29 protein-coding genes are annotated in these 25125 nt (G+C 55.5%); 12 read left to right on the forward strand and 17 right to left on the reverse strand.

Annotated features, from left to right (window positions below):
* Position 1 precedes the first annotated feature (1 nt).
* Both ACOVRA_RS15830 and ACOVRA_RS15835 read left to right on the forward strand, forming a co-directional pair.
* Positions 2-262 (forward strand): DUF4170 domain-containing protein, encoded by a 261-nt coding sequence (locus tag ACOVRA_RS15830; protein WP_298229188.1) that lies wholly within the window; start codon positions 2-4, stop codon positions 260-262.
* A complete protein-coding gene (locus ACOVRA_RS15835) occupies positions 246-2075 on the forward strand; it encodes an ABC transporter ATP-binding protein (RefSeq protein WP_421721137.1) in 1830 nt (609 codons plus the stop codon). Before ACOVRA_RS15830 ends, ACOVRA_RS15835 begins: the two co-directional genes overlap by 17 nt.
* Before the next feature lie 6 nt (positions 2076-2081).
* Here the strand turns inward: ACOVRA_RS15835 and ACOVRA_RS15840 are convergent, their stop codons facing one another.
* Positions 2082-2627, reverse strand: a complete 546-nt coding sequence (locus ACOVRA_RS15840) for a PAS domain-containing protein (protein WP_290805013.1) — start codon at positions 2625-2627, stop codon at positions 2082-2084.
* 161 nt (positions 2628-2788) lie between these two features.
* On the opposite strand from ACOVRA_RS15840, the gene ACOVRA_RS15845 reads away from it, so the two are divergent.
* Positions 2789-3703: a hypothetical protein gene (locus tag ACOVRA_RS15845; RefSeq protein WP_421721138.1), complete on the forward strand. Its 915-nt coding sequence runs from the start codon at positions 2789-2791 to the stop codon at positions 3701-3703.
* A gap of 119 nt (positions 3704-3822) precedes the next feature.
* On the opposite strand, the gene ACOVRA_RS15850 is transcribed toward ACOVRA_RS15845, so the two are convergent.
* Positions 3823-4212, reverse strand: coding sequence for an MAPEG family protein (locus ACOVRA_RS15850; protein ID WP_421721139.1), 390 nt, complete (start codon positions 4210-4212; stop codon positions 3823-3825).
* 175 nt (positions 4213-4387) lie between these two features.
* Between ACOVRA_RS15850 and ACOVRA_RS15855 the strand changes: the two genes are divergently transcribed.
* The 3 genes from ACOVRA_RS15855 to ACOVRA_RS15865 all read left to right on the forward strand — a co-directional run bounded on the left by ACOVRA_RS15855 (position 4388) and on the right by ACOVRA_RS15865 (position 5445).
* Positions 4388-4552 (forward strand): hypothetical protein, encoded by a 165-nt coding sequence (locus ACOVRA_RS15855; RefSeq protein WP_421721140.1) that lies wholly within the window; start codon positions 4388-4390, stop codon positions 4550-4552.
* A 64-nt stretch (positions 4553-4616) separates the two neighbouring features.
* Positions 4617-5093 (forward strand): YaiI/YqxD family protein, encoded by a 477-nt coding sequence (locus ACOVRA_RS15860; protein WP_421721141.1) that lies wholly within the window; start codon positions 4617-4619, stop codon positions 5091-5093.
* 112 nt (positions 5094-5205) lie between these two features.
* On the forward strand, positions 5206-5445 hold the full coding sequence (locus tag ACOVRA_RS15865) for a hypothetical protein (RefSeq protein WP_421721142.1): 240 nt from the start codon (positions 5206-5208) through the stop codon (positions 5443-5445).
* 15 nt (positions 5446-5460) lie between these two features.
* On the opposite strand, the gene ACOVRA_RS15870 is transcribed toward ACOVRA_RS15865, so the two are convergent.
* Entirely contained in the window at positions 5461-7002 is a 1542-nt protein-coding gene (locus tag ACOVRA_RS15870; protein ID WP_290804995.1) for a UbiD family decarboxylase, read from the reverse strand.
* 160 nt (positions 7003-7162) lie between these two features.
* Here ACOVRA_RS15870 and ACOVRA_RS15875 point away from each other — a divergent pair, with 160 nt between their 5' ends.
* Together ACOVRA_RS15875 and ACOVRA_RS15880 are read left to right on the forward strand one after the other, a co-directional pair.
* Positions 7163-7747, forward strand: a complete 585-nt coding sequence (locus ACOVRA_RS15875) for a DUF2239 family protein (protein ID WP_421721143.1) — start codon at positions 7163-7165, stop codon at positions 7745-7747.
* The gene (locus tag ACOVRA_RS15880; protein WP_298229208.1) at positions 7747-8253 is read left to right on the forward strand and encodes an AAA family ATPase; all 507 of its coding nucleotides are present in this window, start codon (positions 7747-7749) and stop codon (positions 8251-8253) included. The genes ACOVRA_RS15875 and ACOVRA_RS15880 overlap by 1 nt, the downstream gene beginning before the upstream one ends.
* Here the strand turns inward: ACOVRA_RS15880 and ACOVRA_RS15885 are convergent, their stop codons facing one another.
* From ACOVRA_RS15885 to ACOVRA_RS15900, 4 genes are all read right to left on the reverse strand, one after another.
* Positions 8254-8562, reverse strand: coding sequence for a GNAT family N-acetyltransferase (locus tag ACOVRA_RS15885; RefSeq protein WP_421721144.1), 309 nt, complete (start codon positions 8560-8562; stop codon positions 8254-8256).
* Between the two features lie 5 nt (positions 8563-8567).
* Positions 8568-8948: a DUF2237 family protein gene (locus ACOVRA_RS15890; protein WP_367117177.1), complete on the reverse strand. Its 381-nt coding sequence runs from the start codon at positions 8946-8948 to the stop codon at positions 8568-8570.
* Positions 8948-9814 carry an alpha/beta hydrolase gene (locus ACOVRA_RS15895; RefSeq protein WP_421721145.1) on the reverse strand — a complete coding sequence of 289 codons (867 nt, stop codon included), beginning with the start codon at positions 9812-9814 and terminating at the stop codon, positions 8948-8950. The genes ACOVRA_RS15890 and ACOVRA_RS15895 overlap by 1 nt, the downstream gene beginning before the upstream one ends.
* A 92-nt stretch (positions 9815-9906) precedes the next feature.
* The gene (locus tag ACOVRA_RS15900; RefSeq protein ID WP_421721146.1) at positions 9907-10554 is read right to left on the reverse strand and encodes a class I SAM-dependent methyltransferase; all 648 of its coding nucleotides are present in this window, start codon (positions 10552-10554) and stop codon (positions 9907-9909) included.
* A gap of 215 nt (positions 10555-10769) precedes the next feature.
* On the opposite strand from ACOVRA_RS15900, the gene ACOVRA_RS15905 reads away from it, so the two are divergent.
* Entirely contained in the window at positions 10770-11189 is a 420-nt protein-coding gene (locus ACOVRA_RS15905; RefSeq protein WP_290804979.1) for a PEGA domain-containing protein, read from the forward strand.
* 232 nt (positions 11190-11421) lie between these two features.
* Positions 11422-11616, forward strand: a complete 195-nt coding sequence (locus tag ACOVRA_RS15910; RefSeq protein WP_421721147.1) for a hypothetical protein — start codon at positions 11422-11424, stop codon at positions 11614-11616.
* A 1-nt stretch (position 11617) separates the two neighbouring features.
* Here ACOVRA_RS15910 and ACOVRA_RS15915 read toward each other — a convergent pair whose 3' ends face one another.
* From ACOVRA_RS15915 to prmC, 10 genes are all read right to left on the reverse strand, one after another.
* Positions 11618-12547 carry a fatty acid desaturase family protein gene (locus ACOVRA_RS15915; RefSeq protein ID WP_421721148.1) on the reverse strand — a complete coding sequence of 310 codons (930 nt, stop codon included), beginning with the start codon at positions 12545-12547 and terminating at the stop codon, positions 11618-11620.
* A 3-nt stretch (positions 12548-12550) separates the two neighbouring features.
* Entirely contained in the window at positions 12551-13111 is a 561-nt protein-coding gene (locus ACOVRA_RS15920; protein ID WP_421721149.1) for an NnrU family protein, read from the reverse strand.
* Positions 13108-13788, reverse strand: a complete 681-nt coding sequence (locus ACOVRA_RS15925; RefSeq protein ID WP_421721150.1) for a CpcT/CpeT family chromophore lyase — start codon at positions 13786-13788, stop codon at positions 13108-13110. Before ACOVRA_RS15925 ends, ACOVRA_RS15920 begins: the two co-directional genes overlap by 4 nt.
* On the reverse strand, positions 13781-14395 hold the full coding sequence (locus tag ACOVRA_RS15930) for a DNA-3-methyladenine glycosylase family protein (protein WP_421721151.1): 615 nt from the start codon (positions 14393-14395) through the stop codon (positions 13781-13783). The genes ACOVRA_RS15925 and ACOVRA_RS15930 overlap by 8 nt, the downstream gene beginning before the upstream one ends.
* Positions 14392-15348 (reverse strand): 4-hydroxybenzoate octaprenyltransferase, encoded by a 957-nt coding sequence (ubiA, locus tag ACOVRA_RS15935; RefSeq protein WP_421721152.1) that lies wholly within the window; start codon positions 15346-15348, stop codon positions 14392-14394. The genes ACOVRA_RS15930 and ubiA overlap by 4 nt, the downstream gene beginning before the upstream one ends.
* Before the next feature lie 72 nt (positions 15349-15420).
* Positions 15421-15987 carry a copper chaperone PCu(A)C gene (locus ACOVRA_RS15940; protein ID WP_421721153.1) on the reverse strand — a complete coding sequence of 189 codons (567 nt, stop codon included), beginning with the start codon at positions 15985-15987 and terminating at the stop codon, positions 15421-15423.
* On the reverse strand, positions 15987-16736 hold the full coding sequence (locus ACOVRA_RS15945; RefSeq protein WP_421721154.1) for a hypothetical protein: 750 nt from the start codon (positions 16734-16736) through the stop codon (positions 15987-15989). Before ACOVRA_RS15945 ends, ACOVRA_RS15940 begins: the two co-directional genes overlap by 1 nt.
* A gap of 131 nt (positions 16737-16867) precedes the next feature.
* On the reverse strand, positions 16868-17728 hold the full coding sequence (locus ACOVRA_RS15950) for a DUF4167 domain-containing protein (protein WP_421721155.1): 861 nt from the start codon (positions 17726-17728) through the stop codon (positions 16868-16870).
* Positions 17729-18261: 533 nt separating this feature from the next.
* Positions 18262-21240, reverse strand: a complete 2979-nt coding sequence (locus ACOVRA_RS15955; protein WP_421721156.1) for a TonB-dependent receptor domain-containing protein — start codon at positions 21238-21240, stop codon at positions 18262-18264.
* A gap of 147 nt (positions 21241-21387) precedes the next feature.
* Entirely contained in the window at positions 21388-22248 is an 861-nt protein-coding gene (prmC, locus tag ACOVRA_RS15960; protein WP_421721157.1) for a peptide chain release factor N(5)-glutamine methyltransferase, read from the reverse strand.
* 178 nt (positions 22249-22426) lie between these two features.
* On the opposite strand from prmC, the gene ACOVRA_RS15965 reads away from it, so the two are divergent.
* Together ACOVRA_RS15965 and groES are read left to right on the forward strand one after the other, a co-directional pair.
* The gene (locus ACOVRA_RS15965) at positions 22427-24601 is read left to right on the forward strand and encodes a prolyl oligopeptidase family serine peptidase (RefSeq protein ID WP_421721158.1); all 2175 of its coding nucleotides are present in this window, start codon (positions 22427-22429) and stop codon (positions 24599-24601) included.
* Between the two features lie 197 nt (positions 24602-24798).
* The gene (gene groES / locus ACOVRA_RS15970) at positions 24799-25089 is read left to right on the forward strand and encodes a co-chaperone GroES (protein ID WP_290803848.1); all 291 of its coding nucleotides are present in this window, start codon (positions 24799-24801) and stop codon (positions 25087-25089) included.
* Positions 25090-25125: the final 36 nt, after the last annotated feature.

A 25125-nucleotide genomic window follows, 5' to 3' on the forward strand; every position in this document is an offset into this window, starting at 1 on the left:
AATGGAACGTAAAGCCGCCCCAAAGAAACAATTACTCCACATCGTGATCGGTGGGGAGGTTCAAGACTTAGAGGATGTCGAGTTTCGCGATCTAAAGGCAATGGACTTTGTTGGGGCCTATCCTAACTATGCCGAAGCCCGCGACGCGTGGAAGAGCGCGTCCCAGCGCACAGTGGATAACGCCCATATGCGCTATTTTGTCATCCACGCCCACCGCTTGATCGATCCGAACGGGCCAACCCCGGATGAAGACGATCACTAAGGACGCCGCCACACAATCGGGGCGAAGCACCGATTTGATCAAGCGGTTTTGGTCGGGCTGGCTGACACCGCATGCAGGCGTATTGTGGGTGGCAACCATTTTGATGGCGGTGGTTGCTGCCGCCTCGGCCTCTTATCCTTGGCTTTTTGGTCAAGTCATCGATGCTTTGGCCAAACTTGGCGCAGGCACCGGCCAAGTAGCAGACGGCACACCCCATTGGCTGACCCCGGCCGCGATGGCCACGATCGGGCCTTTGGCGATTATTGTCGCGACCTTGATCAAGGGCATAGCGCTTTATGCCTCGACCGTTTTGACCAATCGCGTCGCGCTCGCTGCCACGACGAAATTGCAGCAAGACTTGTTTGCCAAGCTTTTGACCTTGGATTTTGCCAGGCTTAGCTCTGAACCATCGGGCGCATTCTCGGCGCGCTTTCTAAATGACATCAATGCGGTTCGTGAAGCGGTGCTGCGGGCAGCCAACAGCCTAGTTCGCGATATTCTGACGCTGGTCGGCGTCGTAGCCGTTATGATTATGGGCGACTGGCAATTGGCTCTTGTGTGCCTTGTCATCCTGCCCTTGGCGATTGGTCCGGTTTCCATGATTGGGGCAAGGCTTCGCAAGACCGCCGCTCGCGCCCAGCACCAAGCAGCAGACCTTGCGGGCGTGGTTGAAGAAAGCTTGGGCGGCATTCGGTTGGTAAAAACCTACGGCTTGGAGAAGGCTGAGAGCAACCGGGTAGGGGCGGCGCTTTCCACGCGCATGTCGCTATTGCTCAAAATGGCTGAACAAAAGGGCCGCGTGGACCCTATCCTTGAAGTCCTGGGCGGGCTTGCGATTGCGGGCGTTTTTGCCTTTGCAGGCTTTCGCATCACCCAAGGAGCGGCGAGTGTTGGTACGCTGACGGCCTTTATCGCTTCGCTGCTATTGGCCGCCCAGTCGATCCGCAGTCTTGGCGGCTTGAACAGTGTCCTGCAGGAGGGGCTTTCGGCGTTAGAGCGCTTCTTCTCTGTCCTAGATGAAGCCCCCAGCATTGCCGACCATCCTCAAGCGGTCACCCTTGCCCGTGGCCCCGGCCGAATTGAGTTTCAAAATGTTGGGTTTAGTTGGCCCAATGGCACCGTGGGGCTCGACACGATCAGCTTTACGGCAGAGCCTGGACAAACCTTGGCTTTGGTTGGGCCGTCGGGTTCTGGCAAGTCCACCATTCTCAATCTGATTCCGCGCTTGTTTGATCCAAGTGTCGGGCGCGTTTTGATTGATGGCCAAGACATTGGTCAGGCGACCTTGGCAAGTTTGCGCCAACACATTGCCTTGGTCAGCCAAGATGCTACGCTATTTGATGCTTCCATAGCCGATAATGTCGCAATGGGATTGCCTGGCGCGGATGAGGCTGCCATTCGCGCGGCTTTATCAGCTGCGGCGTGTGATTTTGTGGATCGGCTCTCAGACGGGTTGTCATCACAAGTTGGACCGCGAGGGTCGCGTCTTTCAGGCGGCGAACGCCAGCGTCTGTCTTTGGCGCGAGCGATTGTGCGCGACTGCCCCATCCTGTTGCTCGATGAGCCTACCAGTGCCCTCGACTCTGACTCAGAAGCCCGCGTTCAAGAGGCGCTTGACCGCTTTGCCGCTAATCGCACGACGATTGTGGTCGCGCATCGCCTGTCGACGGTCCGCCGGGCCAATCTGATTTTGGTGCTGAACCAAGGCCGTATTGTCGAGGCGGGCACGCACGACCAGCTGATTGCCAGAGGTGGCCTATACGCAGAGCTTGCGGCGCTGCAGTTTCAAACTGGGGCGCAGCCAGAGGCCTAGAGAGGCTTAGTCGCGGCTGACGACGAGGCGCAGACCCTGACGCACGGGCATTTCAGGTGTTGGTGGCAGCAGCGCCGTCAATGAAAAGCGCAGCACTGGTTTTGAAATCGACGGCGATTGGCTGATTGGCTGAAAGAGGCCTAGGACCCGCTCAGCACCCGACTTATCTGTCAAAGGTAAGAAAACCCACTCCACTTCGGTTCTTTGCCCAAAGCCGGCACCAAAGGCGGCTGCACGGGCCAATGCGGGGCCGGGACCTGTGATGGCCGACTCTAGGAGGGCGCGAATGAGGCTTCGGTCGGCACCGTGGAAGAGGCTTGCGACATCATGATCGCGTAAATCGCGACCAGTCCAGAGCTTTAAGTCCGCGCCGACAGTCTTAAAGGTGAAGACACCTTCGCTCGCTCGTTGCGCCAAAAAGATACGCCCAATCATGGATGACGCATCTTTTGACATGGCAGACCCTGTCTCAGATTGGTCTGCAAGCCCGTTTAAGGCCTGCCAAGAGCTCAAGAAAGCCCGGCTTTCTGGATGGAGTGCGCCGTAATGCATGTCTATTTCCTCGGTTTTAGCCGCCTTCTGGCAGCTTTCCGAAGGGTAGCGCACGTCTCATGCCAAACCAGTTCGGTGACCTTGACCGCCTATACTCTCCACACGCGCGAAATTGGCGCCGGACTTGCTGGATGGTTCTGTAAATTTCGGGGAGTCCCACCATGAGTGTTTCAGTTCGATACATCGCCGCAGCCACACTTCTAGCGGCCTTTATGGCATCATCCGCTCAAGCGGGTGGCTGCAATAGCTGTGGCACCGGCGGTAACGGCACAACAAATATCCCAGTCGTTCAAGGCCCATCGGGCGGTTGCTGTGGCTCTGCCACTGGCCACATCATCGGCGTGCCAAATGTCTATGTGCCTGGCCCGAATGTGAATGTCAGCGTTGGCGGCAGCTACTTCGGCGGCACCAATGTTCTGGTAGGTGGTAACACCTATGTCGGCGGTAGCACCACTGTGGTGGGCGGCGGCGGTGGCGGCGGTGTCTATATTGGCGGCGGCGGCGGCGGTGGCTTCTCGGTCCCAATGCCTGCGACCACCGGCCTTATCGACGGCTTGCAAGTTTCTGGCGGTCAAATGGCAACTGTGATGGAACAGTTCCAAGATAGCCGCACGATCACGGAAACCATTGCCATCCGCGCCGTCTGCATGGACGACCGTGGCATGCCACACCCAGCTTCGCGCACCAATGGCGATGCGAAAGTCGGCGCTGAGTTCGACGGCGAAGTTTTCCGTTGTATGGCTGGGACCCGGATGGACGTCACCATCGGCAAAGTCGTCAATGGTGAAGCCAATTTCGATGGCGGTCGTACCATTTCGTGCCAAAAAGGTCAGGCCTTGTCCTACAAGGGCGACAAGGGTGCCGTAGGTGCTGCAACCGTTCAGTGTGTTGCGCAAAAGGCAGAAGCGGATTGCAACGAGCGCTCACTTCTGCGTCGTTTCGGTCCAGGCATCAAATTCGCCACCATCACCCGGACGGAGACCTTCACCAACACACGTCAGTCGGCTACTCAGCAAGCTGCAACTTTCCGCGCATCGATGTTCGTCGATGGCGGCGTTGGCCAAGGCGTATTTTGATCCAATCGAACAGGGATTTGGTCGATCACAGAATTAAGGGCGCTACTTGGCGCTCTTAGGGGGCTGAAGGGTCGCTGCTTTCGAGCAGCGGCCCTTTGTCGATTGGTACTACGCCTTCCCTAGAAGGCGACCCAGATGCAAACTATTCCGATCCAAAGCAAGGCAACCAACGACAATACCATCCCCACCATGCGGCCAAAGGATGCTCCTTCCACCCGGCTTAACCCATAGGCATGCAATGCGCGGCCAAGTGTTAGACTGAGTCCGCCGGCGTGAATGGCCCAAAGGGGCGCATTAGCCATGGCCATCGCTATCAGGCCGATCAAGGCGATAGGGGCTACTTCGGTTGCATTGGCGTGGGCGCGAATGGCACGAATCAATGGCGGAAATCCGCCGTCGCCCAATGTGATCTTTTCGCGGCGGCGATGGGCGATAACTTGCCAGATTAGCGCAAAAATAATCATTACATTCAAGCCTGTATATAGTGAGATGGCGGCGGATGCGGTCATGATGGCCCCCTTCAATGAGCCAAAATTGGCTGTTCATCAGGCAGATAACATCAAATCGTCATCGAAGCAGCCTTTAAGAATGAATGAAAAGGCGCATCATAAACGTGAAGAGTAAGTTTATCGGATTTCAGCACTCGGGTGGTAGCCTGAGAAAAAATGGTGGGGAGGCACGCAGATGCCAGTTATCATTGCAAGTCTTATCTTGGTCGCAATGGGCAGTTTGGCCCTATATCTCGGTCTGAAGTTGGCGCGCGTCATGCGGGAACAGTTTGAAGAACTAATGCCGCAGCGCATGGTCGATTATTCCGGCTTTATCGAAGTGCCTAGTCGGCGCGACTGACCCTTTGCTGGTGCTAGACTGGTGCTAGACTGGTGCTGACCAAAGCTTTCAGTCATAAAGCGGCATGACTCGCCTATTTGTGGATGCCGACGCCTGCCCCGTCAAAGATGAGGTCTATAAAGTCGCTTTGCGTTATGGCTTGCAGACCTTGGTCGTGGCCAATAGTTTTATCCAAATTCCGGCTCATCCATTGATTGAGAGACTGGTCGTCGATGCCGGCCCTGATGCCGCCGATGATTGGATTGCCGAACGATGCCGCACCGGCGACATTGTTATCACCCAAGACATTCCCTTGGCCGATCGGGCTTTGAAAGCCGGGGCACAAGCGATTGGCAATCAAGGCAAGCCCTTCACGCGCGATTCCATTGGCTCCGCGCTGGCGGGTCGTGAAATTGGCGAGCACCTTCGTGCCATGGGGGTCGCAACCTCTGGGCCGCGGGCCTTTGCGGCTTCAGACCGCTCGCGCTTTCTGCAGGAATTAGATGCCGCCGTTCACCGGGCCAAGCGCGCTTTGGCTTTAGAGGCTGCTAAGCGGCGTTAAGGAAGTAGAAACCATAAAATCCATTCTGGTTCAGCGATAAATGTTTACTGTAACCAAAGTCTTAGGTGCTGCGTAACCTCCATTGAGTGAAGTCTCAGTGAGGAAGTGCATCATGGAAATCGTCAATGGCTATATGTGCCGCGACTGCACCGATGTGTCTTATGCCAAGAAGAACATCGACCCTGCCCATCCCAAGGACAGCGCGCAACCGAATGAACAGCCCGCAAAGACCAAAGTGTTTTCAGACGCTGTGCAGTTCGGCGGGCTGCTGGCGGATTTGAACGTACGCCGCGATACAAGCCCTCACACTGACACCCGAACCGATGGCCCGCGCGTCAACCTTATCGCTTGACCGCGTTAGCCAGCGCTATTTCCAGATTGGCTTGCCTTCACCGGGTAGGCCCAAGCGACCCCATTTCTCTGTCACAGCATCAATGACTTTCTTGTCCATCCGGATTTCTTCGCCCCATTCGCGGTGGGTTTCGGGATGGATTTTATTGGTTGCATCAAGGCCAATTTTGGACCCGAGGCCGCTTTCTGGGCTGGCAAAGTCCAAATAGTCGATTGGCGTGCGGTCAACGAGGGTGATATCGCGCGCTGGGTCCATACGGGTGGAGACGGCCCACATCACATCTTTCCAGTCACGTGCATTGATATCGTCATCCACCACAATGATCCATTTGGTGTACATGAATTGGCGCAAAAACGACCAAGCGCCCATCATCACCCTTTTGGCATGGCCCGGATAGGCCTTCTTCATCGAGATCACGGCAATGCGATAGGAACAGCCCTCTGGCGGCAACCAGAAATCTGTGATCTCGGGAAATTGCTGCTGAAGAAGCGGGATGAAGACCTCATTCAGCGCCTCGCCCAAAACCGAGGGTTCATCGGGCGGCCGGCCCGTAAAGGTCGAAAGATAGATCGGATCCTTGCGCATGGTAATGCAGGAGACTTGGAAGATCGGGAACTTCTCGACGGAGTTGTAATAGCCGGTATGGTCGCCATATGGGCCTTCATCGGCGAATTCATCCAGCAGCACGTGGCCTTCAATGATGATTTCAGCTTCCGCTGGCACTTCAATCGGGATCGTCTTGCAGGGAACGAGGTCCAGCTTTCGGCCGCGCATCAGGCCTGCGAACTGATATTCGCTCAACGTGTCCGGGACTGGGGTCACAGCAGCGAGAATGGTGCCGGGGTCTGCCCCAATGACGACGGCAGCGGGTAGAGGCTCGGGCTTGGTATCTTTCCAGCGCTTGTAATGTTGGGCACCACCACGATGGGCGAGCCAGCGCATAATGGCGCGATCCTTACCCAATTGCTGCATCCGATAAATGCCGAGATTGTAATTATCCTGCCGCTTATCGCTCGGCCCTTTGGTGACGATCAGGGGCCAAGTGATCAATGGCGCAGGCTCACCGGGCCAGCAGCTTTGTATGGGCAAGCGCGACAAGTCGATATCCGCGCCTTCCCAAACCACCTCTTGGCACGGCGCTTTGGCAAACACCCCACCCGAAATCGTATTGGGCCGCATTTGCATGACGGTTTTGGCCAAAGGTAGCAGGTCAAAAGCTTCCTTTAGGCCACGTGGCGGCTCTGGCTGGCGCAAGAATGCCAACAACTCGCCCACTTCGCGCAAGTCTTGCGCCGTGCGGCGGTCCTTGCCGTCCATGGTTACGCCCATGGCCACGCGCTCGACGGTGCCAAACAAATTGGTGAGGACCGGCATGCTGGATTTTGAGCCATCTGCCATCAAGGCATGCTCATACAAGGTTGCAGGCCCGCCTGTCGCCAAGAGACGCGTCTGAATCTCCGTCATCTCCAAGACAGTCGAGACCGGTTCGCGCACGCGCACCAGTTTTTGCTCGCTCTCCAACCGCGCCATGAACTCGCGCATACTTTTATAGGCCATGTGTCCTCCGTCCGACCTCATGTAGTCCGAGGCAGGGGTCAGGTCATCCCTGTTTTCAGTCACGTGACAGTGCGCAGGGTGTCGTCGCTGCATAATTTTATCCGGATGATATTGACGTCACCTATTTTATCCGGATAATAATTAGCGACAGGAGATGAACATGACCTATCAAGAAAATTTACCCGCGATTGCCTTTGCTGGCCCAAGTATGCTGGCTTTTGGGCCTCTGCGTGAGGTGGCGGCCAGCGTCAAACAACAATTGGACACAGACCCCAACCTTTCGGTCTTGGTCCTTCATGGCGAGACCAGTCAGCCGATTGAGTTGGATTTGCGGGGGAGTGTTGCTGATGTTGTCGCGCGTCTAGAGCCGGTAGAGCTTCCGTCAGCACGCAAGGTAGGTCGACCCAAATTGGGCGTCGCGGCCCGAGAAGTCACGCTTCTCCCGCGCCATTGGGACTGGTTGGCCCGCCAGCCGGGTGGTGCCAGCGTCACCTTGCGAAAATTGGTTGAAGCGGCCCGACGTGAGACTGAAGGCGCAGGTGCCATTACGGAAGGGCGAGACGCGCTTTACCGGTTTATGGCTGCTGTGTCAGGAAATGCACCAGATTATGATGAGGTGTCTCGGGCATTGTTTGCAGGCCAGAAGGCACGCTTTTTGTCCTTGATCGCAAACTGGCCAAATGATGTACAAGCCCATCTTCAACACCTAAGCAGACGGGCATTTCCGGACGAGGGGCAGGGCTAATGGCAGAAGCAGCGTTTCATTTGATCTGCGGCAGTACAGGCGCGGGCAAGTCAACCTACGCCCAAGCTCTGGCGAGCGACTTAGGTGGCCTCCACTTTGCCATCGATCGCTGGATGGTGACTTTGTTTTGGCAGGATAGCCCGCAGCCAATCGAATTCGACTGGACGATGGCGCGCATTGATCGGTGTGAGGCCATGATCTTTGAAACGGCGAAACAGGCTGTCTCGATTGGGGTTCCGGCTATTTTAGACTTGGGTTTTACGAAGTCGGCCCATCGGCAGAAATTCGCCAAGCTGGCCGCCGAAGCGCAAATCCCTGTCGTGCTGCATGTTCTCGATGTGCCGGTCGAGGAACGATGGGCGCGGGTCGAAGGCCGCAATGCGAATAAGGGCGATACCTACGCGATGGAGGTCGACCGTTCCATGTTCGATTTTGTCGAGACCATGTGGGAATTGCCCGACGCCGTTGAAATGAACGCCCTAAACGGTCTTCTCGTGCGCGCGTAACTAGGACGCGACCAAATCCTGCCAAGCGGGATGGCGGTCAATCCAGCGGGCCACATAGGAACATTGCGGCACGATCCGGACCTGATCTTGTCGTGCCAAAGTGAGGGCTGCCTCTGTCAGGGTTGCCGCTAAGCCTTGGCCATTGAGCGCTGGCGGGACGAAGGTGTGATCAAGGACACGCGTACCATCACTCCGGTGATACCAGGTGATCTCACAGAGTTTTGGACCAGTTGGTGTATCCCGAACGAGGGTGAGCCGGGCGCGGCCTGCGCCAAGGTCTTCAAAGCTGGGCTCGGCGATATCTGACATAGGCTTTAGGCCTCCGCCCCATAGGCTTTCAGAGTCTTCAAAGGAACAACCACCAAAGCCTCCTCATGGGTGGCTTCCAACATGATCGGCGGCGCACAGCCGGCATCCAGCGCATCTTTCCAACGCGTCAAGCACACACACCATTGATCGCCCGGTTTCAGGCCCGCAAAGCCATATTCAGGGCGCGGCGTTATGAGGTCATTTCCTTCGCGACGTTGATGGGTCAGAAAGGCCTCCGTCATCACGGCGCAGACAACATGTGTGCCGTGATCGAGCCCTTCGGTCTCGCAACAACCATTGCGGAACCAGCCCGTGAGTGGATCCATAGAGCAGATCTCGAGCGGGCCACCCAAAACATTGCGGGCGGCGGGATCAAAGCGCCGCATCAGCTTTTGACCTGATTTCTACAACCTGGATAACCAGCCGATTTCTGCTCTTGGATAAAGTTGACGGTATCGACCAAGGTCGGTGCGCTGCGCCGAACCACAGGCGAGATCGCGCCGATGATGTAGAGGTGCTCTACACCGGGATAGAGCTTCACTTGCGCCAGATTGTCATGCTGGGCCAAGGCGGCGGCCATTTGCTCGCTCCGTTTGGGGTCCACGGTCATATCCTTGGTGCCGTGCAGCAACAGCATAGGCGGGGCCTTGTTGGCGACGTAATTGATCGGCTTGGTGCTGGGCAGAATTTCAGTCGGGAAGATGCGCTTGAAAACTGGCTCGACTGGGGTGAAGTCATAAGGCCCAGCAATACCAATCAAGCCTCTAGTTGCATCACAAATATTGGTGCCTTCCGCGGCGAGGAATTCAGGGTCCAGCGCGATCATGGCGGCAATATGGGCCCCAGCGGAATGTCCCGAGATGAATACAGGGCGGCCTTTGGCGATCGACTTTTGGGTATAGGCAAGCGCTTTGGCACCGTCCTCAACAAAAGCGGGGAAAATCACGTCTGGATGCAAGCGGTAATTGACGATCACAGTTTGAATACCGCGCGCCGCAAAGGCCGAGCCTAAGAATTTATAGTCGTCCTTCGAACCATATTGCCAAGATCCGCCATGGTAGAACACCAAAACGGGGGTGTCTGGCTTCATAACTTTCGGGGAATAGATATCCAGGGTGTGGCGTGGCAGTGGGCCATAAGCAATATTGTGCTGAACCGGCCCGGGCGTTTGTGCAACGAGGTTGAGCACTTGCGGGCCAGAACAGGCGCTAACGCTGCAAAGCGCCAATATGGCAGCCAACCATTGTTTCATGTCGTTTCCCTCTCAAAGGATTTGCGCTTTGTGCGTTTCGCCTAACACATAGGCTGATCTCATTGCTCTTCAATCGAACAATCAGGTGAGGGTCAAGCGAGGCCCCAAACCCGAGTCACCTTGACGTCCTGATCTTCTAGCTCGCGTGATACTTCGATCTGGTAACAGGCGCGTTCTTTTAGGCCTGCCTTCGGCAAATAGGTCCGGCCTGGGTCCCCAATCAAGACCAGAATTCCGGCCTGCTGGCACTGCTTGAGCCAAACAAATAAAGGCTCTGCGAGTTCGCGCTCGTAAAAGAGATCGCCGACCAATAGTACGTCTGTCTCAAGCGGCTGGCCGATGATGTCGCCTTGATGCGTGAGAAGGCTCACCCCGTTCAAGTGTGCGTTTAGGTCAATGGCTGCAATGGCGTAGGGATCAATATCGACCGCAGTCACTTTACTTGCGCCCGAGAGCTTGGCCGCGATCGCCACCAAACCAGAGCCTGAGGCTAAGTCATGCACGTCCTTGCCGCTCACAAGGTCTGGATTGTCGAGAAGATAGCGCGCGAGGGCTTGTCCACCCGCCCAAGCAAACGCCCAAAAAGGGAGGGGAAGGCCTTTCTGATCAAGTTCCTCGGCACTTAACTGCCACAGAGCCACCGCTTCGTCTGCCAAATGTAAGGTGATCTCAGGGCAGTGGGGTGGCTGAAGCTGGCGGGTATTGGCAAGGATAAAAGGCGCTAAGCTTTCAATGGTCATGGACCCCTATTTCCTTAACAAAGGTGCCATCACAAGGGGCCTTTGCAGGACTCCATAATCTACACTCTAAATGATTGACAAGCTAAAGCTCGTGTTTAGCTTGGGCTTCATATCGTAAGTTGTGTTGGCTGAGCAAAACTAAAAAAGGATTGGGGGCTTACGATAAGTATTCCTATGACTTGTGTCCTGTTTTGCTTGACTTTTTGGGGGAAAATATGAAGTTAAAATTGGTTGCTGTTGTCGCGGTTTCAGTCATGGCTGTTTCTGGTTGTGCGACAATTACGCGTGGTACGAACACGACTTTCACCGTCGAGACCATGCCATCTGGCGCGACGGTTGCGACAACAAATGGCTATGGCTGCTTGGCAACACCGTGTACGTTCAAGATGCCACGCAAGTCTGAGTTCACGGTCACCATCACGAAGCCAGGTTATAAGACCTACACTGGCACCGTTGTCACCAAAGTAGCTGGCGCTGGTGGCGCGGCTATGGCTGGAAACGTTCTAGTTGGTGGCCTGATTGGTGCGGGCGTGGACGCAAGCTCTGGTGCTATGTTGGACTTGGTCCCAAATCCAATGAAAGTGACGTTGGAGCCAGAAGGTGCTGCGGCACCAGCTAGCCAGCCCAATAGCTAAGCCACGTATCACTAAAGCAGGTGAAGGCCCAGTTCGAACCTCGGACTGGGCTTTTTTCTTGTTCAGCAGGGCTCGAAAATCCTATTCTAAATACTTGACAATCCTAGGCCTGTGTTTAGCTTTCGATCTGTATCATAAGTTGTGTTGATTCAGCGAAATCCAGAGAAACTGTACCATTCCGATAGGGGTAGACAATGTTTATGCGTGGGTTTGCTGGGTATCGGGGGATGTCATGGCACTTAAGTTAGTTGCTCTCACCGCTGTTTCGCTCATGGTCTTGGCTGGGTGCGCCACAAGCGTGGTTTCTTCGTCGAATGCGGCTGAAACTGCCGCAATTGATCGCGATATGCCTAGCAGCGGCAAGTCGCCTTATGGCGCTTTGCCTGCTTTGGAGGCCAATCCAACGCCAGTGCGTCTGGAGCCTTAATTTATAAGGCTTGCTTTGCCGTCGCCAACTCTAAAATCTGGCGATAGCCCTGCTTGATTTCCATCTTTTCGGTCCAACCCTTTTGGTTCAAGAGCGCATGGGTAGCCTCCAGCCGATAGCACGGGATGTACATCCATAAATGATGCTCGGCATGGTAATGGACCCAATAGGGCGCAATCAGAAGGCGTTCTAACGGGTTCGCATAGGTCGTGCGGGCAAGCCGCCATGGGTCGCTAGGGTCTGGTGTTGCGCAGGCATGTTCGCCAATATTGCGCAGGCGCGTAACGGCCGGATACCAGCTGGCTTGGGCGACAAGCCAGATTGTCACAAAGGCTAATGCTTGGCCAGCGGCAGCAAACAAGATGAACACCACCGCCTGTGCGCCCAAAAACGTCAGGGCAGCGGCGCGCGCCTCAGGGCTTGCTTGAGCCGGTGCGCGCAGAAATCCCCATAAGGGCCGCAGCGTATGTTTGAAAAAGGTCTGCCCCGTCAAATCGCGGATTAACTTGCGCTGATAGCTCTTTTTGCTGATCGGAAAATGGGCGGCAAGGCCAAGGTCTGGATCATTGCTTTGTTGGGTATTGCGATGGTGTGAGAGGTGATAGGGCCGATATCGATGCAGAGACGCGCCGACAGGTGCACCACACAGCCAATGGCCAACAAAGTCATTGAGCTTTTGGTTGGTGCTGAGGCCACCATGGGCCGCTTCATGCATCAGGATGGCTAAGCCCAATTGGCGCGCGCCCACCACCATGACCGCGATAAACCAGGTCACGGGGTTTGGCGCCCAAGCAAAAAGCGCCACGGCCAAGCCGATCAGCACATAAGCATGAACGACCAGTCCTAAGCCGATCCAGTCATTGCGCTGGCGCAAGCCCGCCCACTCGTCTGGCGTAAAGATAGTTTTGGGGTCGATCGTGGGTGAGGCCATGGGTTAGCCAAAAACGCTGACGCCGATCAGCATTTTGTGCAGACCCGCGATAAACCCAACCCAGACAGCAAGCCCGCCACCAATCGCAATCCAGTCACCCGTGCTCATCGGCAAGGTCACGCGCTCGGCTTTTCCAAGGCGAATGCGGGCAAACAAAGCCCAAGCAAAGAAGCTGCCGAACAAGAGCATTGAGCCTAAGTCTCCATTGGCCAAAAGGTGCGCCAAAGCCCAGATTTTGACCGCTGCCAGCATGGGGTGGACAACGGCAGCTTTGATTTTACCGGGCGAATAAGCGGCTACCAACAAAATCATCACCGGCAACATCAACAACAGCGTGATGTGGCTGAGGAAAGTCGGCGGGGTCCAGACTGGGATCATGCCCGCTGCGCGATATTGGCCATAGCCGAAAATCAACAGCACAAAGCCTGCCAAGCTGATCAGGGAAAACACGCCGCGATAAGGCTGAGCGCCCAATTTGCTGGCCATTTGGTCCCGAGGCCCACGAAATCGAATGAAAGCATGTGAGCCTAAGAAGATGATCAGTCCAAGGATGAGCAGGGTCATGAGGCAGGTCCTTTTTTGTTGAATTCATAGGCGGGGCCGCCGGGTACCTTAAACGCATAGGCCCCAGTTTCTAGTAGGCCGTGTTCTTGATAGCTGAAGCGGTCTCCATCAACCTGCAAGTCGGCCGATAGGGTCATTTTGCGGCCCGAGCGGGCTATGATTGAACAGGTCGTGGGGATAGACGCCGTCCAGCCAGTCGCGGTCTTGATCACCGGCAAGCTGCAGGCGGGCCCATAGGCCGTTAAATCCTCAATAGTCACTGCTTCGAAGGCTTTGCTTCCTGGACCTGCGTCGGCGAAGGCTTCAGGGGTTTTGAAGGCGTAGAAGTCCATCGAAATCTTGCCACCCTCTTGCGGGCGAAACACCCACAGACGTTGGCGACTGATCGGGCCAGTCGGACTTCCACTGCGCCATATTAGATAGATGGCCTGATCTTTTGGTCCGGCGATGTTCGGGGCGCGGACCTCAAAGAATTGCGCGCTTTGCCCATCCACCCAAGGATAGGGGTTTCCTGCAACTGGTGGGCGCACAAGTTCTGGAGGGGCGGCTTTAATCTGTGCTTGATTATCCCAAGTCCCGATCAAAGCCTGTCCGGGCGGCAAGGCCTCTCGCGTTGGCAAGCTCGCGCACGCCGTCAGGCCAAGGCAGAATGCCAGTGGAAACCAGCGTTTACGCATCGGGCGTCACTGTATCGACGGCGCGCCAGCAATACCAAGCCACCTGCGTTCGATATGGGCGCAAATGGTCAGCCATGGTTTTAAACGGCTTGGGCTTGGGCATTTCGGGCAGGCCATGGGCGATCATCCAGCCCTTGCGCACACCCAAATCATCCACGGGCCACACATCGGGTCGGCCCAAGGTGAACATCAAATACATCTCCACCGTCCATTGACCAACGCCGCGCACGGCGGTCAGGCGGGTGATGATCTCCTCATCTGGCAGATGATCAATCTCAGCACTATCGGGTACAATGCCTTCCAGCCGTTTCGTAGAGAGGTCGCGCAAAGCCGCCAACTTTTGCCGCGACAGGCCGCACGCGCGCAGCGCTTCATCAGAATGGCTCAAGAAGTCTGCAGGGTCAGGTGCAGCCTCCGGGTCGCCACACAGGGTGAGAACGCGGCCTAAAATTGTGCCTGCCGCTTTGCCGGACAATTGTTGATAGACGATGGCGCGAAACAGGCTCTGATACGCGCTTTGGCTCTCACGCGTCGGGATGGGGCATGGGCCATGGGCGGCAACTAAGCGCGCCATCACCGGGTCTAAAGCTGCCAAGGCTTCGCTCATCCCAATCCCCCCAAGGACAGCGTCCAGCCGACTAAGGCTTGCACCATCAGGCCGACCACCAAGATCAAGCCAGCTGTCTTGTTGGATTTAAACAGGGCTAAAGGGTCTTTGGCTAGCCCAGTGACAGGAATTTGCCGGATTTGCCCCAAGAGGTGAAAGCCAAAGGCCAAGACCCCTGACAGGCCGACAATCAGGCTGGCAAGGGGTTGATCGCGCAACATGCACGCCGCAGCAGCCAATAGCGCCGTGGAAAGGTAAAATCCGCCAACCCAACGCTTGGCATGATCGCCAAACAAGCGCGCGGTGGATTTCACGCCGACCAGTGCATCATCTTCAACATCTTGCTGGGCGTAGATGGTGTCATAGCCAATCGTCCAAGCCACGCAGGCTGCATAAAGGGCAAGTGCGGACGCATCGAGGCTGCCCATCACGGCGACATAGCCGACCAAAACCCCCCAATTGAACGTGAGGCCCAGCCACACCTGTGGCCACCACGTGATGCGCTTCATGAAAGGATAGGCTGCAACCATCGGGATGGCGCACAGTGCCATGATTTGGGCGGGTGTGGGCAAGACGAGCAAAACCAGAAGGCCCACAAAACATTGCGCCAGAGTCCAGATCAGGGCTTGTTTGGCGCTGATCAAGCCTGCGGGCAGGGGCCTGCCAGCTGTACGCTCTACTTGGGCATCAATATCGCGGTCGACAAGGTCGTTAAAACTGCAGCCGGCCCCACGCATGGCGATGGAGCCAATGACCCACAAAGCGATGAGGAGCGCGTCGAGTGCCGAAAATCCGATTCCTGCGCGTCCCAAGAATTGGCCCATCAAGCAAGGCAAGGCCAAAAGCCAAAACCCAATCGGGCGGTCAAAGCGGGATAGGCGCAAAAAAGGTTGCCACGCCTGTGGGGCGCGTTCGACAAAAGTGCGGGGTTGGGCATCAAGAGGAATGGTCACGCGCTCAGGTTTAACGAGGTCACCCCGCCCCGACTAGACCCTAGCGCCTTACCTCACGCAGGGCGCGTGCGATCAAGGCTTTTTGTCGCCATGGTTCATGGCACCATGATCCATGGAGCCGTGATCCATCTTACTATGGTCCATGGATTCCTCAGTGCCAGTAATGAGAACGACGTCTCGCACATTAAAGGTGATGACCATTGGGTTCTGCTCCGCGAACACAAACGTCACTTTAACCTGATCGCCGTCTTTGAGCTCTTTTGTGGGCTCGAACAGCATAAGATGTTTGCCGCCAGGCGCAAATTTAATCGCGCTTTTGGCCGGTAGATCAAGCGTATCGAGCTTGACCATCTTCTTCATCCCGCCTTCCGTAACGCTGTCATGCATTTCAACGCGTTTGAATGCGGGTGATGCCACCGCAATGATCCGATCCGTCGAGTTATATGAACGTTCATAGCCGAAGTAGCCTGCAGTTGGACGCCCTGCGATCGGAGTGCGAATGACGGGCTCAACGAAAGCGATTCTGCCACCTTCTGCGATATCGACCTTTGCCTTGACGTCACAGCCTGAAACCAAACTGGCGGTCGCAACAAAACCTACCGCCAAGGCCGAACGCAAAGGCTGAAATGTAAACTTCATCAACTCACTCCAATCAAACTTTTTGCGAAGCTCGGCCACGCCGGATTGGTGATGACATAGGCTGTGAATAGCTGAACGGCTAGCACGAAAGGCACGCCCATGAGGTAAGCAGGATGGATTACGCGCCGCGTCGCCAAGTCGTAGATCATGGCACCCATCATCATCAGAAATTGCATAAGATAAAGTGTAAACCAGAAGCCGAAGATCGTATCGTCACCAAAGACTTCTGAGAGGGGGCGGCCCATAAAGCGTCCAAAGCCTGCACCCAACAAAACCGTCGTCGCCAATAGCATCAGGCGCTTGTGGGTGGCCCCTGTTTTCCGAAAGGCAATTGCCGCCACAAAGAAAATCGGAAAGCTGACCATATCCGACAAGGGCACGATCATGAATTCAAGCTGGCGGCTCTCGCCATTTAAATAATGGAACTTGGCCATATAGAGCGTCATATAGGTGCCAATCACCGTCATGGCCGCGCCAAGGCCAATGCCACCCAGCCCTAGCTTCATATGGGTTTTGAGATTCTTGGTGCGGATCATCCAAATCTGAACCAGAAAAAACGCCATCCAGCCATAAAACAACACGGCGTGCATATGCACCACAAGGGGCGGCCACGGTTTTGACCCAGCCAGATAGGGGCCAAGACCCGGCATAAATCCAAATGACACCGCTGCGAGGCTTAGCACCCAAAAGATCAAGAAAAAATTTCGCTCGGTGCTCGCAGGCACGCGAACAGGATCGAGAGATGACATCGCTAAAATTCCTCAGTTGAAGGGCCATTAATCACAACCTTGTGATTGCTTGTCAACTGATCGGTAACAAGAAAAGGGCGGCGAAGCCAAAGCCTCACCGCCCTTTAAATTTCGAAAGAAAGCCGCTTGGCTTAGTCCACCGTCGGTGTTGGGACCGGGGCCGTTAGGAAGGCTGGCAATTCCCCGCCAAAGCCTGAATCCTCAGCTTTTGCTTCACGCGGTGGGCGCGGCGCACGCGGTGGGCGTGGACGACGTTCACGTGCTGGTGTGGTTTCAGAAGCGGCAACGATTTCCTGTGGCTCGCTAAAGCTCGTCGGCTCAGCGAATTCACTTGGTGGCGCGCTCAGTGGGCGGCTATAGCTTTCGCCCCCGCCGTTGAAGCCGGGCTCGCCACCTGCTTCACCGCGATTATCTTGACGTGGTGGGCGCGCATTTTCGCCTTGACCTTCTTCCCCGCCGCCATTGGCCTGATAGGGAAGTTCATTGCCAAACCGGTCTCTGCGACGACGACGACGACGACCAAAGCGGTCTTCATCACCCTCACCACGGGGTTCATTACGTCCCTCACCACGGTTTTGGTCAAACCGGTTTTCGCGGGGTGGGCGGTTGGGGTTGAATTCAGGCTGAGGCGCGCCTTCGCTGCCTTCAGCGCCTTCGCCCTCTGCGCCTTCCATGGCTTCGCTGTTCTCGTCGCCATCATCGGATTCATCTTCATAGCCCGCGATCATCATTTCGGTGCGGGGCACAAAGGTTGGCTGCATGGCGCGCAAAACGCGGAAATAATGTTCCGCATGCTGCAAATAGTTTTCGCCCAAGACCCGGTCGCCAGAAGAATTGGCATCGCGGGCGAGCTGTTGGTATTTCTCAAAAACCGTTTGGGCCGAACCCCGGACTTTAATGTCGGGTCCGTTCGACTCATAGGCGCGATTTGGATTGTTATTCTGTGGTTTTTGGCCTGGATTACGTCCCCGACCGCGTTGCCGCTTCATCATGCAAGCCCTGTTTGTTTCCTGGCTGTGGTTTGGCCAATTAATGCCATGAGCAAGCCTGCAAGCCGGCTTCATGGTTTTTGCGTGACTGCTTCAAAAAGACGTCTGACACGCAAAGATTTAAAAAAGAGAGCGTGGTTTTCGTGCAATTGATCCGTGACCTTGCACAACCGGCTCCGAAAACAGCTATCGCTAACACCTAATCCCGAAATGGATTTCAACGTCTCACGGACAGACTGTATCCACACGATCATTTCCCTGATTCCACAAGCCTCAATTGCATGTCACCTAAATCGAGACCAAAGGCCAAGATCAAAGCGAAAGCGGATTAAAGGTTTGGGCTAGAGTTGATGGTGTGTCGTTTCCATATGCAGGCCCCCCTTTGGGCTGCATCACGGACGAATAGTCTCTTAGCTTGATTAGCTTCTGTTGAAAAGGCCTAATTCTGTTGCTCTCAGTTAAAGTGCTCTTGGGTTCAAAGCAAACGGCCCGACCTTTGAAAGGTCGGGCCGCAGCAAACGCGTTGGCTTCGGATCTTACTTAGGGCCACCGAAGGCTTTCTTCAGGCCGATCTTATACGTCCGGCCCAAGGGGTTGCCCGTGAATGGGTCATAATTGAGTTCCAGACGGGCAAAGCTTGGATCCTTGTCGAGGATGTTTTCAATCCCAAACGTAAAGGTCAGGTCATTTTCCATCGCCCAACGATAGGTCAGGTCAAAGGACTGCCAAGCCTCAATCGTTTTGCCCGTGGTGACCGAACCGGTGACACCAGCAACCGTGCTATAGTTCAAGCTGGGTGCAAACGGGGCGGTACGTTGGTCTGTATACTCATCGATGAAGTTCATCGCGAGGCGCAGCGAATGGCCACCGGTTTCATAAAGGCCATAGAGCGTGCCTTTATATTGCGGCAGTGGATAGGCTGTTGTTTGGAAGTTCAGCTTACCCAAAGCATCCAATGCCGGCGCGACAGGGACGCCACCAATTGAGAGTGGGTCGACGTCATAGCTCATCGTGTAAGTGGCATCCAACCCGAGCTTCAAGTCACCGCCCATGATTTCTTGGAAGGTGTAGTCGACGCTGATGTCCACCCCGTCGGTCAGAACGGCGGAACCGTTGATCACCGTCGTGTTGAGGCGAGAGATGTTCGCTGAGTTACAAACGCCACCACTGAAGGTGAATTTCGCTTGGATGGCGGCAAAGGTTGGATTGCCGCAATTTCCAGCACCCGTTGTCGGGAACAGGGTTGAAACAAGTCCTGCGATTGGCTCGCTCACGATTGGATTGTCAAAGTCAAAGCGCCAGTAATCGATCGAGGCTTTGAAATTTCCCGTGTTCAGCAAGGCACCAATATTATAGGTGGTCGCCGTTTCAGGGTCCAAATTCGGGTTGCCGAAGATATCGACCGCCCGGAAGGTGCCCAAAATACTCTGCAAGGTTGTCACAGAAGTTGGCTGGATGTTGGACACCGATGGGGCTCGGAACGTGGTGCTGGTGGACCCACGCACGGCAAATGCGTCGGTGACTTGCCATTTCGCCGAGAATTTCGGGTTAAAGGTTGAACCAACTGCCCCACCAAAGTCTTCATAGCGACCAGCAATTTGGGCTTCAAATGAGCTGGTAAACGGCAGGCGGAGTTCAAAGAAGGCCGCATTCACGTCTGCACTAACATTCGCTGGGAATGAACCTGACAAGAACACGGTTGGGCCAGTAACGGCCGCGCAGGTGTTGTTGTTGAAGTCTGGTGACGAGACGCAAGGCTGTTGTGTCAGGTCTGAGAACTTTGAGAAATCAGAGCGGAATGAGTTCTTCCGGTACTGGTAGCCCAAAGCCCAGCCAATTGGGCCATCACCCAGCTTGAAGCTGGTCTCGCCATTAATGACCGCATCAAACACGACCAGACTGGACGTCTGCTTGGTGCGCACTTCTGGATAGAACCACTCCACCAAGGCCGCGTTCGCAGCGCCCAAGGCTGGATTATACTGGGGATTGGCGACGCCGGTAATGGAGTTGCCTGGAATGGCGGTACCAAACGGGCTGAACCACTGACATCCATTGGCCCCTGGCGTATTGGCTGCCACGTTACAATTGGCACCACCCAAGCCGCGCAGGGCGAGTTGGAAGCGGTTGACCAAGACGTCATAGCCGGTGCGGATACCGGTATCATCCATAGCCGCCAGATTGACGTCATAATCGATGGTGCTGGTCAATTTGCCTTTCATGCCAACAGACACGCGTACAGCTTCGAAGCTGCGTTCACCCTGCGAGCCACCGCGTGGGTCATCTGGGGTGAATTTAGGGTTGCCGCCGTAGCTGAATGGCCGATAGGCCAACATGTTTACCCCAATGGTGCTGGCTGGGAACAAGCCGGGGTTCTTGGCCAGAAGGTCAATATAGCCCGGGTTCGTCACCGGCACGAAGAAACGTCCGGGTAGGCCAGAGATGGCTGGCAATGCCTGTGCCGAGGGGGCCTGCAAGAAGGCGTAGCTGGGCGAGGTTTTCCATTCTGGCGTGTTCGTATTGGAGATCAGAAGCTCGGCATGCAGCTTGTGGTCTTCATTGATGTCCACATCCGCACTCGCAAACAATTGCGACCGTTCTTCCTTTTCGACGATATTGTCATAGGGCGTGAAGTGGAAGAAGCACACGGGCGTTGTGGCACTGAAGCCCGCAAAGCCGCCAAGGGGGCCGCAATTTGGTTCGCGTGTAATGCCCGAAACTGGGCCACCCGTGGGGCCAATCGCGATATAAGTGCCGGGGTTGCCTGCGGCCGACCAGCCGCCTTCTGGGTTAGACAGATAGTCCAGATTGGCCCAGTCGCGGGCTGTAATCGGAAGCTCGGTCTTCATCTGGACGCCGAGCGAGACAAAGAGCTTGGCCCGATCGGTTTGATGGCCCCATGAGGCAGCGAGCGTATAATTGCCGTCCGAGCCGTCAATGGCTTTATAGTCGCCACCGACTTCAAAACCTTCGAGATTGGTGCGGGTAATGAAATTGACCACGCCAGCCACAGCGTCAGAGCCGTAAGTCGCTGCCGCACCATCTTTGAGAACTTCAACCCGGCCGATTGCAGCCGATGGGATCAGATTGGTGTCAACCACCGTGCCGACCAAACCGAATGGGTTGTAGGCCATGCGGCGACCGTTCAACAACACGAGTGTCCGCTCTGGACCAATGCCGCGCAAGTTGACCGAGCCAGCACCTTCATTGCCTTGAGCGCGGGCATCAAATTGGTTGGTGTCGCCTTGTACCCCGCTCGAGACATTGAGGAGCTTGATCAACTCAACCGTGCTGGGGGTGCCCGCTTTTTCCAGATCAGCCGAGCTGATCACATTGACGGGTAAAGAAGCGCTTTCCGAAGTTCCCCGAATGAAGGAACCGGTTACCACAATAACTTCTACTTCTTTCTTTGGAGCTTCGTCCGTCGTAGCGGTTTGTGCGAATGCCTGAGCCGCGCCTGTCGTCATGATAACAGCCAACAGGGCACTAGCCCCGTTGAGCAATGCTTTTCTAGCCATATTGTCCTCCCTTGTCCGTGCGGTCCTTTTTTGGGTGGATCCGCTTCAGACAAGGAAAGTGTGCGACTGGAATTTCTATCTGTAAAGGATAATTTTTGACTTGATTTTACTTGGTGAGTCCCAAAGCCGTTGGGGAAACCTTGGCGTCTAGGCGAGGGTCCCAAAAATGACACGATCAATGTCAGATAAGTCCTTGATCACACGCAAATTAATCAGTCCTCGGACGGATTGGGCGAGTGCCATGACGGCATCGGCCTGGTCGATCCCGAACTCAAAAGCAAACACACCTGAAGGTTTTAAAACCTTCGGAAGTGCGGCAAACAGAATGCGATAGGGATCAAGACCATCCTCGCCGCCATCCAGTGCCAAGCGCGGATCGTGTAGGCGCACTTCATCTTGTAGCGAGTCGATTACGGCCGACGGGATGTAGGGGGGATTAGAGACGACAATATCAAATTGCTCGTCCAAACCCTGATGCCAATCGCCCAAACGCAAATCAACGCGGTCTGTTAGGCCATGTAACGACGCATTCTCCCCAGCAAGTGAAAGCGCCTCCTCCGAGCGGTCAATCCCCACCCCAGTCCAGCTTTTGCGCTCAGCCAATAGTGCCAACAGGATTGTGCCTGAGCCCACGCCAAGGTCCAACACCCGATTGGGCACATCGACAGCATGGGTTTTTAAAATCAAATCGACAATCACTTCGGTTTCAGGCCGCGGCACAAGGCCTCGACGGTCGCTGATGAGGTCCAGCGTCCAAAAGCCCCTTTTCCCCACGATATGGGCGGCAGGTTCGCGCTGCTCGCGACGTTGCACGAATGTTTCAAATTTCATGGCCGCTTCCGGCGTCAACGGGCGGTGCGGGTCGCCAATCAAGGTTGCGCGGTCGGTCTCTGCGGCCGCTAACAACAAGATCCGGGCATCAATCACAGGCGTGTCGATTTTGGCCGCTTCCAAGCGCTTGCGGGCGGCCGTCCAAGCTTTGACGAGGGTAAGGGGTGTATCGGTCATGGCGAGCAAATAGGGATTAGTCTGGGCAATGTCATCGTCTAGCCGGTACTTGGCAACAGTTAGAGGCTTAGAGCGAATTCGTCTTTGATTTCGATTGACGACTTCGCAATGCCAATTGTAACATTTTCGTGATTTTAGGTTTGCGGGCGCGAGTCTGCTTTTGTAAGTGGAGCGGATTATGACGACACGACGGACATTACTGGCGGGCGCTGGTGCGGTCGCAGGGGCAGGTTTCATCGGCTTTCAGCCAGCTTTGGCGGCAATTCGCCCACCAGTCGCGCGTGTTGAACCCGTCGTGATGAGCCGTTTTGGAATTACCACAACCGACCCTTACCGTTGGATGGAAAACCCAAAGGACCCCGATTGGCTGCCTTATGCCAAAGGACAGGGCGCCTATGCCCGTCATGTTTTGGATAGGATTCCCGGACGTGCCGCCCTTGAGAAGCGCATTTCTGGCTTGTCGGGTGGGACTGAAGCGGTCAGGGAAATTCAGCGCGCCGGTGATAATTTATTTCTAACTGTGCGCCCCGCTGGGGCCAGTACGATCCGCCTTGAAGTCAAAGGCCCGGACGGCAATCGCCGTGTCCTTTTGGATCCTAATTTGATGAAGGGCGAGGATGGGGTCCATATCTCGATTGACTGGTGGCGCGCCTCTCCAGACGGTGCCTATGTTGTTTATGGCTCCTCCCCCGCGGGATCAGAAGAATCTGTTGGGCGCATCATTCGGGTAGCCGATGGCATCACTTTAAGGGAAACATTTCAGCGCGCTTTGTTTGGGCCAGCGCTATGGCTGCCAGATTCATCAGGATTCTTTCTCAATCGGCTGTCCGACAAGTCGGTGCCAGGCTCGCCAGAATACTTCATGAAGTCTGTCTGCTGGCTCCACAAACTGGGCCAAGATCCCAAGGACGATCTAAACGTCGCGACTTATGGTCTCAACAAAGTTTTGGACCTGACTGAAGTCGAAGTGCCGATCATTTTCCCCAGTGATGATTCAAAATTTGCACTCTTACTGGGCGTTGATGGAGTTCGCCGCGAAGTCAGCATTTGGAGTGCCTCCCTCGATGGGATAGTGGCTGGCAGTCCAGCTTGGACGAAGATCTGCGCGCAAAATGATAAGATCACAGGTTACGCGCTTTCCGGCTCGACACTTTATCTTGTCTCGGAGAAGGAGAGCCCTCTGGGGCGGGTCGTGGCAATAGACCTTGAGATCCCTAATTTGGTGAACGCGAAGGAAGTTGTGCCAGCTAGCAAAAACCCGATTGAGGGCATAGGCGTTGCCTCAGATGGGCTTTACATCCAGATCATGGACGGCGGCCCTCAGGGGCTTCGTAGGCTGAGCAAGAATGGCGAGCTTTCCGACGTCAAAATGCCTTTTGAAGCAGGAATTTACGCAATCTTTGGCAACGTAAACCGCCCGGGAATTGATATGGTCCTAGGGGGATGGCTGCAACATCGCGGAATTTGGAACTATAGCCCCGATACCGACACTTTCTCCGATACCGGGTTGTCGCCAACGCCCAACATTGATCTGACGCCCTTTGAAAGTAAGCGCTACCTCGCCAAGGCCAAAGACGGGACGCAAATCCCCTATGTGGTCATATCGGCCAAGAATGCGACCAGGCGCGGCCCAGCACCTTGTTTGGCAGACGCCTATGGCGCGTACCAGATTTCGAACACCCCCTTTCTCAATTTACGCTGGCCCGCCATGATGGAACAGGGCGGCATCTTTATGTTCGCCAGTGTGCGCGGCGGTGGAGATTACGGACGGCCTTGGTACGAAGCCGGCAAGAAGGCGACTAAGTTTAATACTTGGAATGATTACATCGCCTGTTGCGAAGATATGATCGCACGTGGCCTGACCAGTCCATCAAAGTTGACGATCAAGGGCACGTCGGCCGGCGGCATTGCAGTTGGTCGTGCCATGACAACCCGACCAGACCTATTCGCAGGCGTGATTTGTGATGTGGGGTCAATGAACAGCTCGCGGACCGAAGTCGAGCAGAATGGACCCGGCAATTTCCCAGAATTCGGCGATCCCTCGGTGGCCGAGGATTATCGTAATCTTGTCGGCATGGACACCTATCTTAATGTGAAAGACGACATCGCCTATCCAGCGGTGATGGTGATAACAGGTGCGACGGATCCTCGTGTCGCGCCCTATCATGGCGCCAAGCTTGCCGCCCGTCTGCAAGTGCTGCCCAAGCAGAAAAAGCCTGTCCTGATGCGCGTTACCTTTGATGAGGGTCATGGCATCGGCTCCACACGGGAGCAGATAGACTCAAAATCGGCGGATGAATATGCCTTCACCCTCTGGCGGGCCGGGGTGCCGGGCTTCCAACCCCGCGCCTAAGCTTCTCTCGTAATCCTGTTATCAAGCTTCGCTGACTGCACTTTTTTCACCTCGGCACCTGTTGACAGGCGGAAGGGGCATCCCTACCTCCACGCTGTGTTAGCAGTCGGGCAGGGTGAGTGCTAAAGCACACCGCCCGTCCGATTGGCCGACACTGATTTTCTTAAACCTGACAATCCTCAAAGGGAGCAAGTCAAATGGCATTTCGTCCGCTTGGCGATCGCGTGCTGGTAAAGCGCGTTGAAGAAGAAACCAAAACCAAAGGCGGGATCATCATCCCAGACACCGCTAAAGAAAAGCCACAAGAAGGCGAAGTCGTTGCGGTTGGCCCTGGTGCCCGCGACGAAGACGGCGAGCGCATCGCGATGGACCTGAAGGTCGGCGACCGCATCTTGTTCGGCAAATGGTCTGGCACGGAAGTGAAGATCGACGGCGATGACCTTCTGATCATGAAGGAAAGCGACGTCATGGGCGTCCTCGAATCCTAATTCTTCCTCCTCTTTAAATTCTGAAAGGCACCTATC

Origin of the sequence: Aquidulcibacter sp. (assembly GCF_049239865.1) — a bacterium.
In the GTDB taxonomy this organism is placed as follows: domain Bacteria; phylum Pseudomonadota; class Alphaproteobacteria; order Caulobacterales; family Aquidulcibacteraceae; genus Aquidulcibacter.

Excerpts from the sequence above, each read along its gene's own strand:
- ACOVRA_RS15940 (WP_421721153.1), bottom strand. The coding sequence starts at position 15,987 with ATGAAGTTTACATTTCAGCCTTTGCGTTCGGCCTTGGCGGTAGGTTTT.
- ACOVRA_RS15830 (WP_298229188.1), top strand. The coding sequence starts at position 2 with ATGGAACGTAAAGCCGCCCCAAAGAAACAATTACTCCACATCGTGATC.
- ACOVRA_RS15860 (WP_421721141.1), top strand. The coding sequence starts at position 4,617 with ATGACTCGCCTATTTGTGGATGCCGACGCCTGCCCCGTCAAAGATGAG.
- ACOVRA_RS15885 (WP_421721144.1), bottom strand. The coding sequence starts at position 8,562 with ATGTCAGATATCGCCGAGCCCAGCTTTGAAGACCTTGGCGCAGGCCGC.
- ACOVRA_RS15945 (WP_421721154.1), bottom strand. The coding sequence starts at position 16,736 with ATGTCATCTCTCGATCCTGTTCGCGTGCCTGCGAGCACCGAGCGAAAT.
- ACOVRA_RS15905 (WP_290804979.1), top strand. The coding sequence starts at position 10,770 with ATGAAGTTAAAATTGGTTGCTGTTGTCGCGGTTTCAGTCATGGCTGTT.
- ACOVRA_RS15930 (WP_421721151.1), bottom strand. The coding sequence starts at position 14,395 with ATGAGCGAAGCCTTGGCAGCTTTAGACCCGGTGATGGCGCGCTTAGTT.
- ACOVRA_RS15965 (WP_421721158.1), top strand. The coding sequence starts at position 22,427 with ATGACGACACGACGGACATTACTGGCGGGCGCTGGTGCGGTCGCAGGG.
- ACOVRA_RS15840 (WP_290805013.1), bottom strand. The coding sequence starts at position 2,627 with ATGCATTACGGCGCACTCCATCCAGAAAGCCGGGCTTTCTTGAGCTCT.
- ACOVRA_RS15845 (WP_421721138.1), top strand. The coding sequence starts at position 2,789 with ATGAGTGTTTCAGTTCGATACATCGCCGCAGCCACACTTCTAGCGGCC.
- ACOVRA_RS15925 (WP_421721150.1), bottom strand. The coding sequence starts at position 13,788 with ATGCGTAAACGCTGGTTTCCACTGGCATTCTGCCTTGGCCTGACGGCG.
- ACOVRA_RS15920 (WP_421721149.1), bottom strand. The coding sequence starts at position 13,111 with ATGACCCTGCTCATCCTTGGACTGATCATCTTCTTAGGCTCACATGCT.
- ACOVRA_RS15855 (WP_421721140.1), top strand. The coding sequence starts at position 4,388 with ATGCCAGTTATCATTGCAAGTCTTATCTTGGTCGCAATGGGCAGTTTG.
- ACOVRA_RS15865 (WP_421721142.1), top strand. The coding sequence starts at position 5,206 with ATGGAAATCGTCAATGGCTATATGTGCCGCGACTGCACCGATGTGTCT.
- ACOVRA_RS15955 (WP_421721156.1), bottom strand. The coding sequence starts at position 21,240 with ATGGCTAGAAAAGCATTGCTCAACGGGGCTAGTGCCCTGTTGGCTGTT.
- ACOVRA_RS15875 (WP_421721143.1), top strand. The coding sequence starts at position 7,163 with ATGACCTATCAAGAAAATTTACCCGCGATTGCCTTTGCTGGCCCAAGT.
- ACOVRA_RS15895 (WP_421721145.1), bottom strand. The coding sequence starts at position 9,814 with ATGAAACAATGGTTGGCTGCCATATTGGCGCTTTGCAGCGTTAGCGCC.
- ACOVRA_RS15835 (WP_421721137.1), top strand. The coding sequence starts at position 246 with ATGAAGACGATCACTAAGGACGCCGCCACACAATCGGGGCGAAGCACC.
- ACOVRA_RS15915 (WP_421721148.1), bottom strand. The coding sequence starts at position 12,547 with ATGGCCTCACCCACGATCGACCCCAAAACTATCTTTACGCCAGACGAG.
- ACOVRA_RS15900 (WP_421721146.1), bottom strand. The coding sequence starts at position 10,554 with ATGACCATTGAAAGCTTAGCGCCTTTTATCCTTGCCAATACCCGCCAG.
- ACOVRA_RS15890 (WP_367117177.1), bottom strand. The coding sequence starts at position 8,948 with ATGCGGCGCTTTGATCCCGCCGCCCGCAATGTTTTGGGTGGCCCGCTC.
- ACOVRA_RS15850 (WP_421721139.1), bottom strand. The coding sequence starts at position 4,212 with ATGACCGCATCCGCCGCCATCTCACTATATACAGGCTTGAATGTAATG.
- ACOVRA_RS15870 (WP_290804995.1), bottom strand. The coding sequence starts at position 7,002 with ATGGCCTATAAAAGTATGCGCGAGTTCATGGCGCGGTTGGAGAGCGAG.
- ACOVRA_RS15910 (WP_421721147.1), top strand. The coding sequence starts at position 11,422 with ATGGCACTTAAGTTAGTTGCTCTCACCGCTGTTTCGCTCATGGTCTTG.
- prmC (WP_421721157.1), bottom strand. The coding sequence starts at position 22,248 with ATGACCGATACACCCCTTACCCTCGTCAAAGCTTGGACGGCCGCCCGC.
- ACOVRA_RS15950 (WP_421721155.1), bottom strand. The coding sequence starts at position 17,728 with ATGATGAAGCGGCAACGCGGTCGGGGACGTAATCCAGGCCAAAAACCA.
- ACOVRA_RS15880 (WP_298229208.1), top strand. The coding sequence starts at position 7,747 with ATGGCAGAAGCAGCGTTTCATTTGATCTGCGGCAGTACAGGCGCGGGC.
- groES (WP_290803848.1), top strand. The coding sequence starts at position 24,799 with ATGGCATTTCGTCCGCTTGGCGATCGCGTGCTGGTAAAGCGCGTTGAA.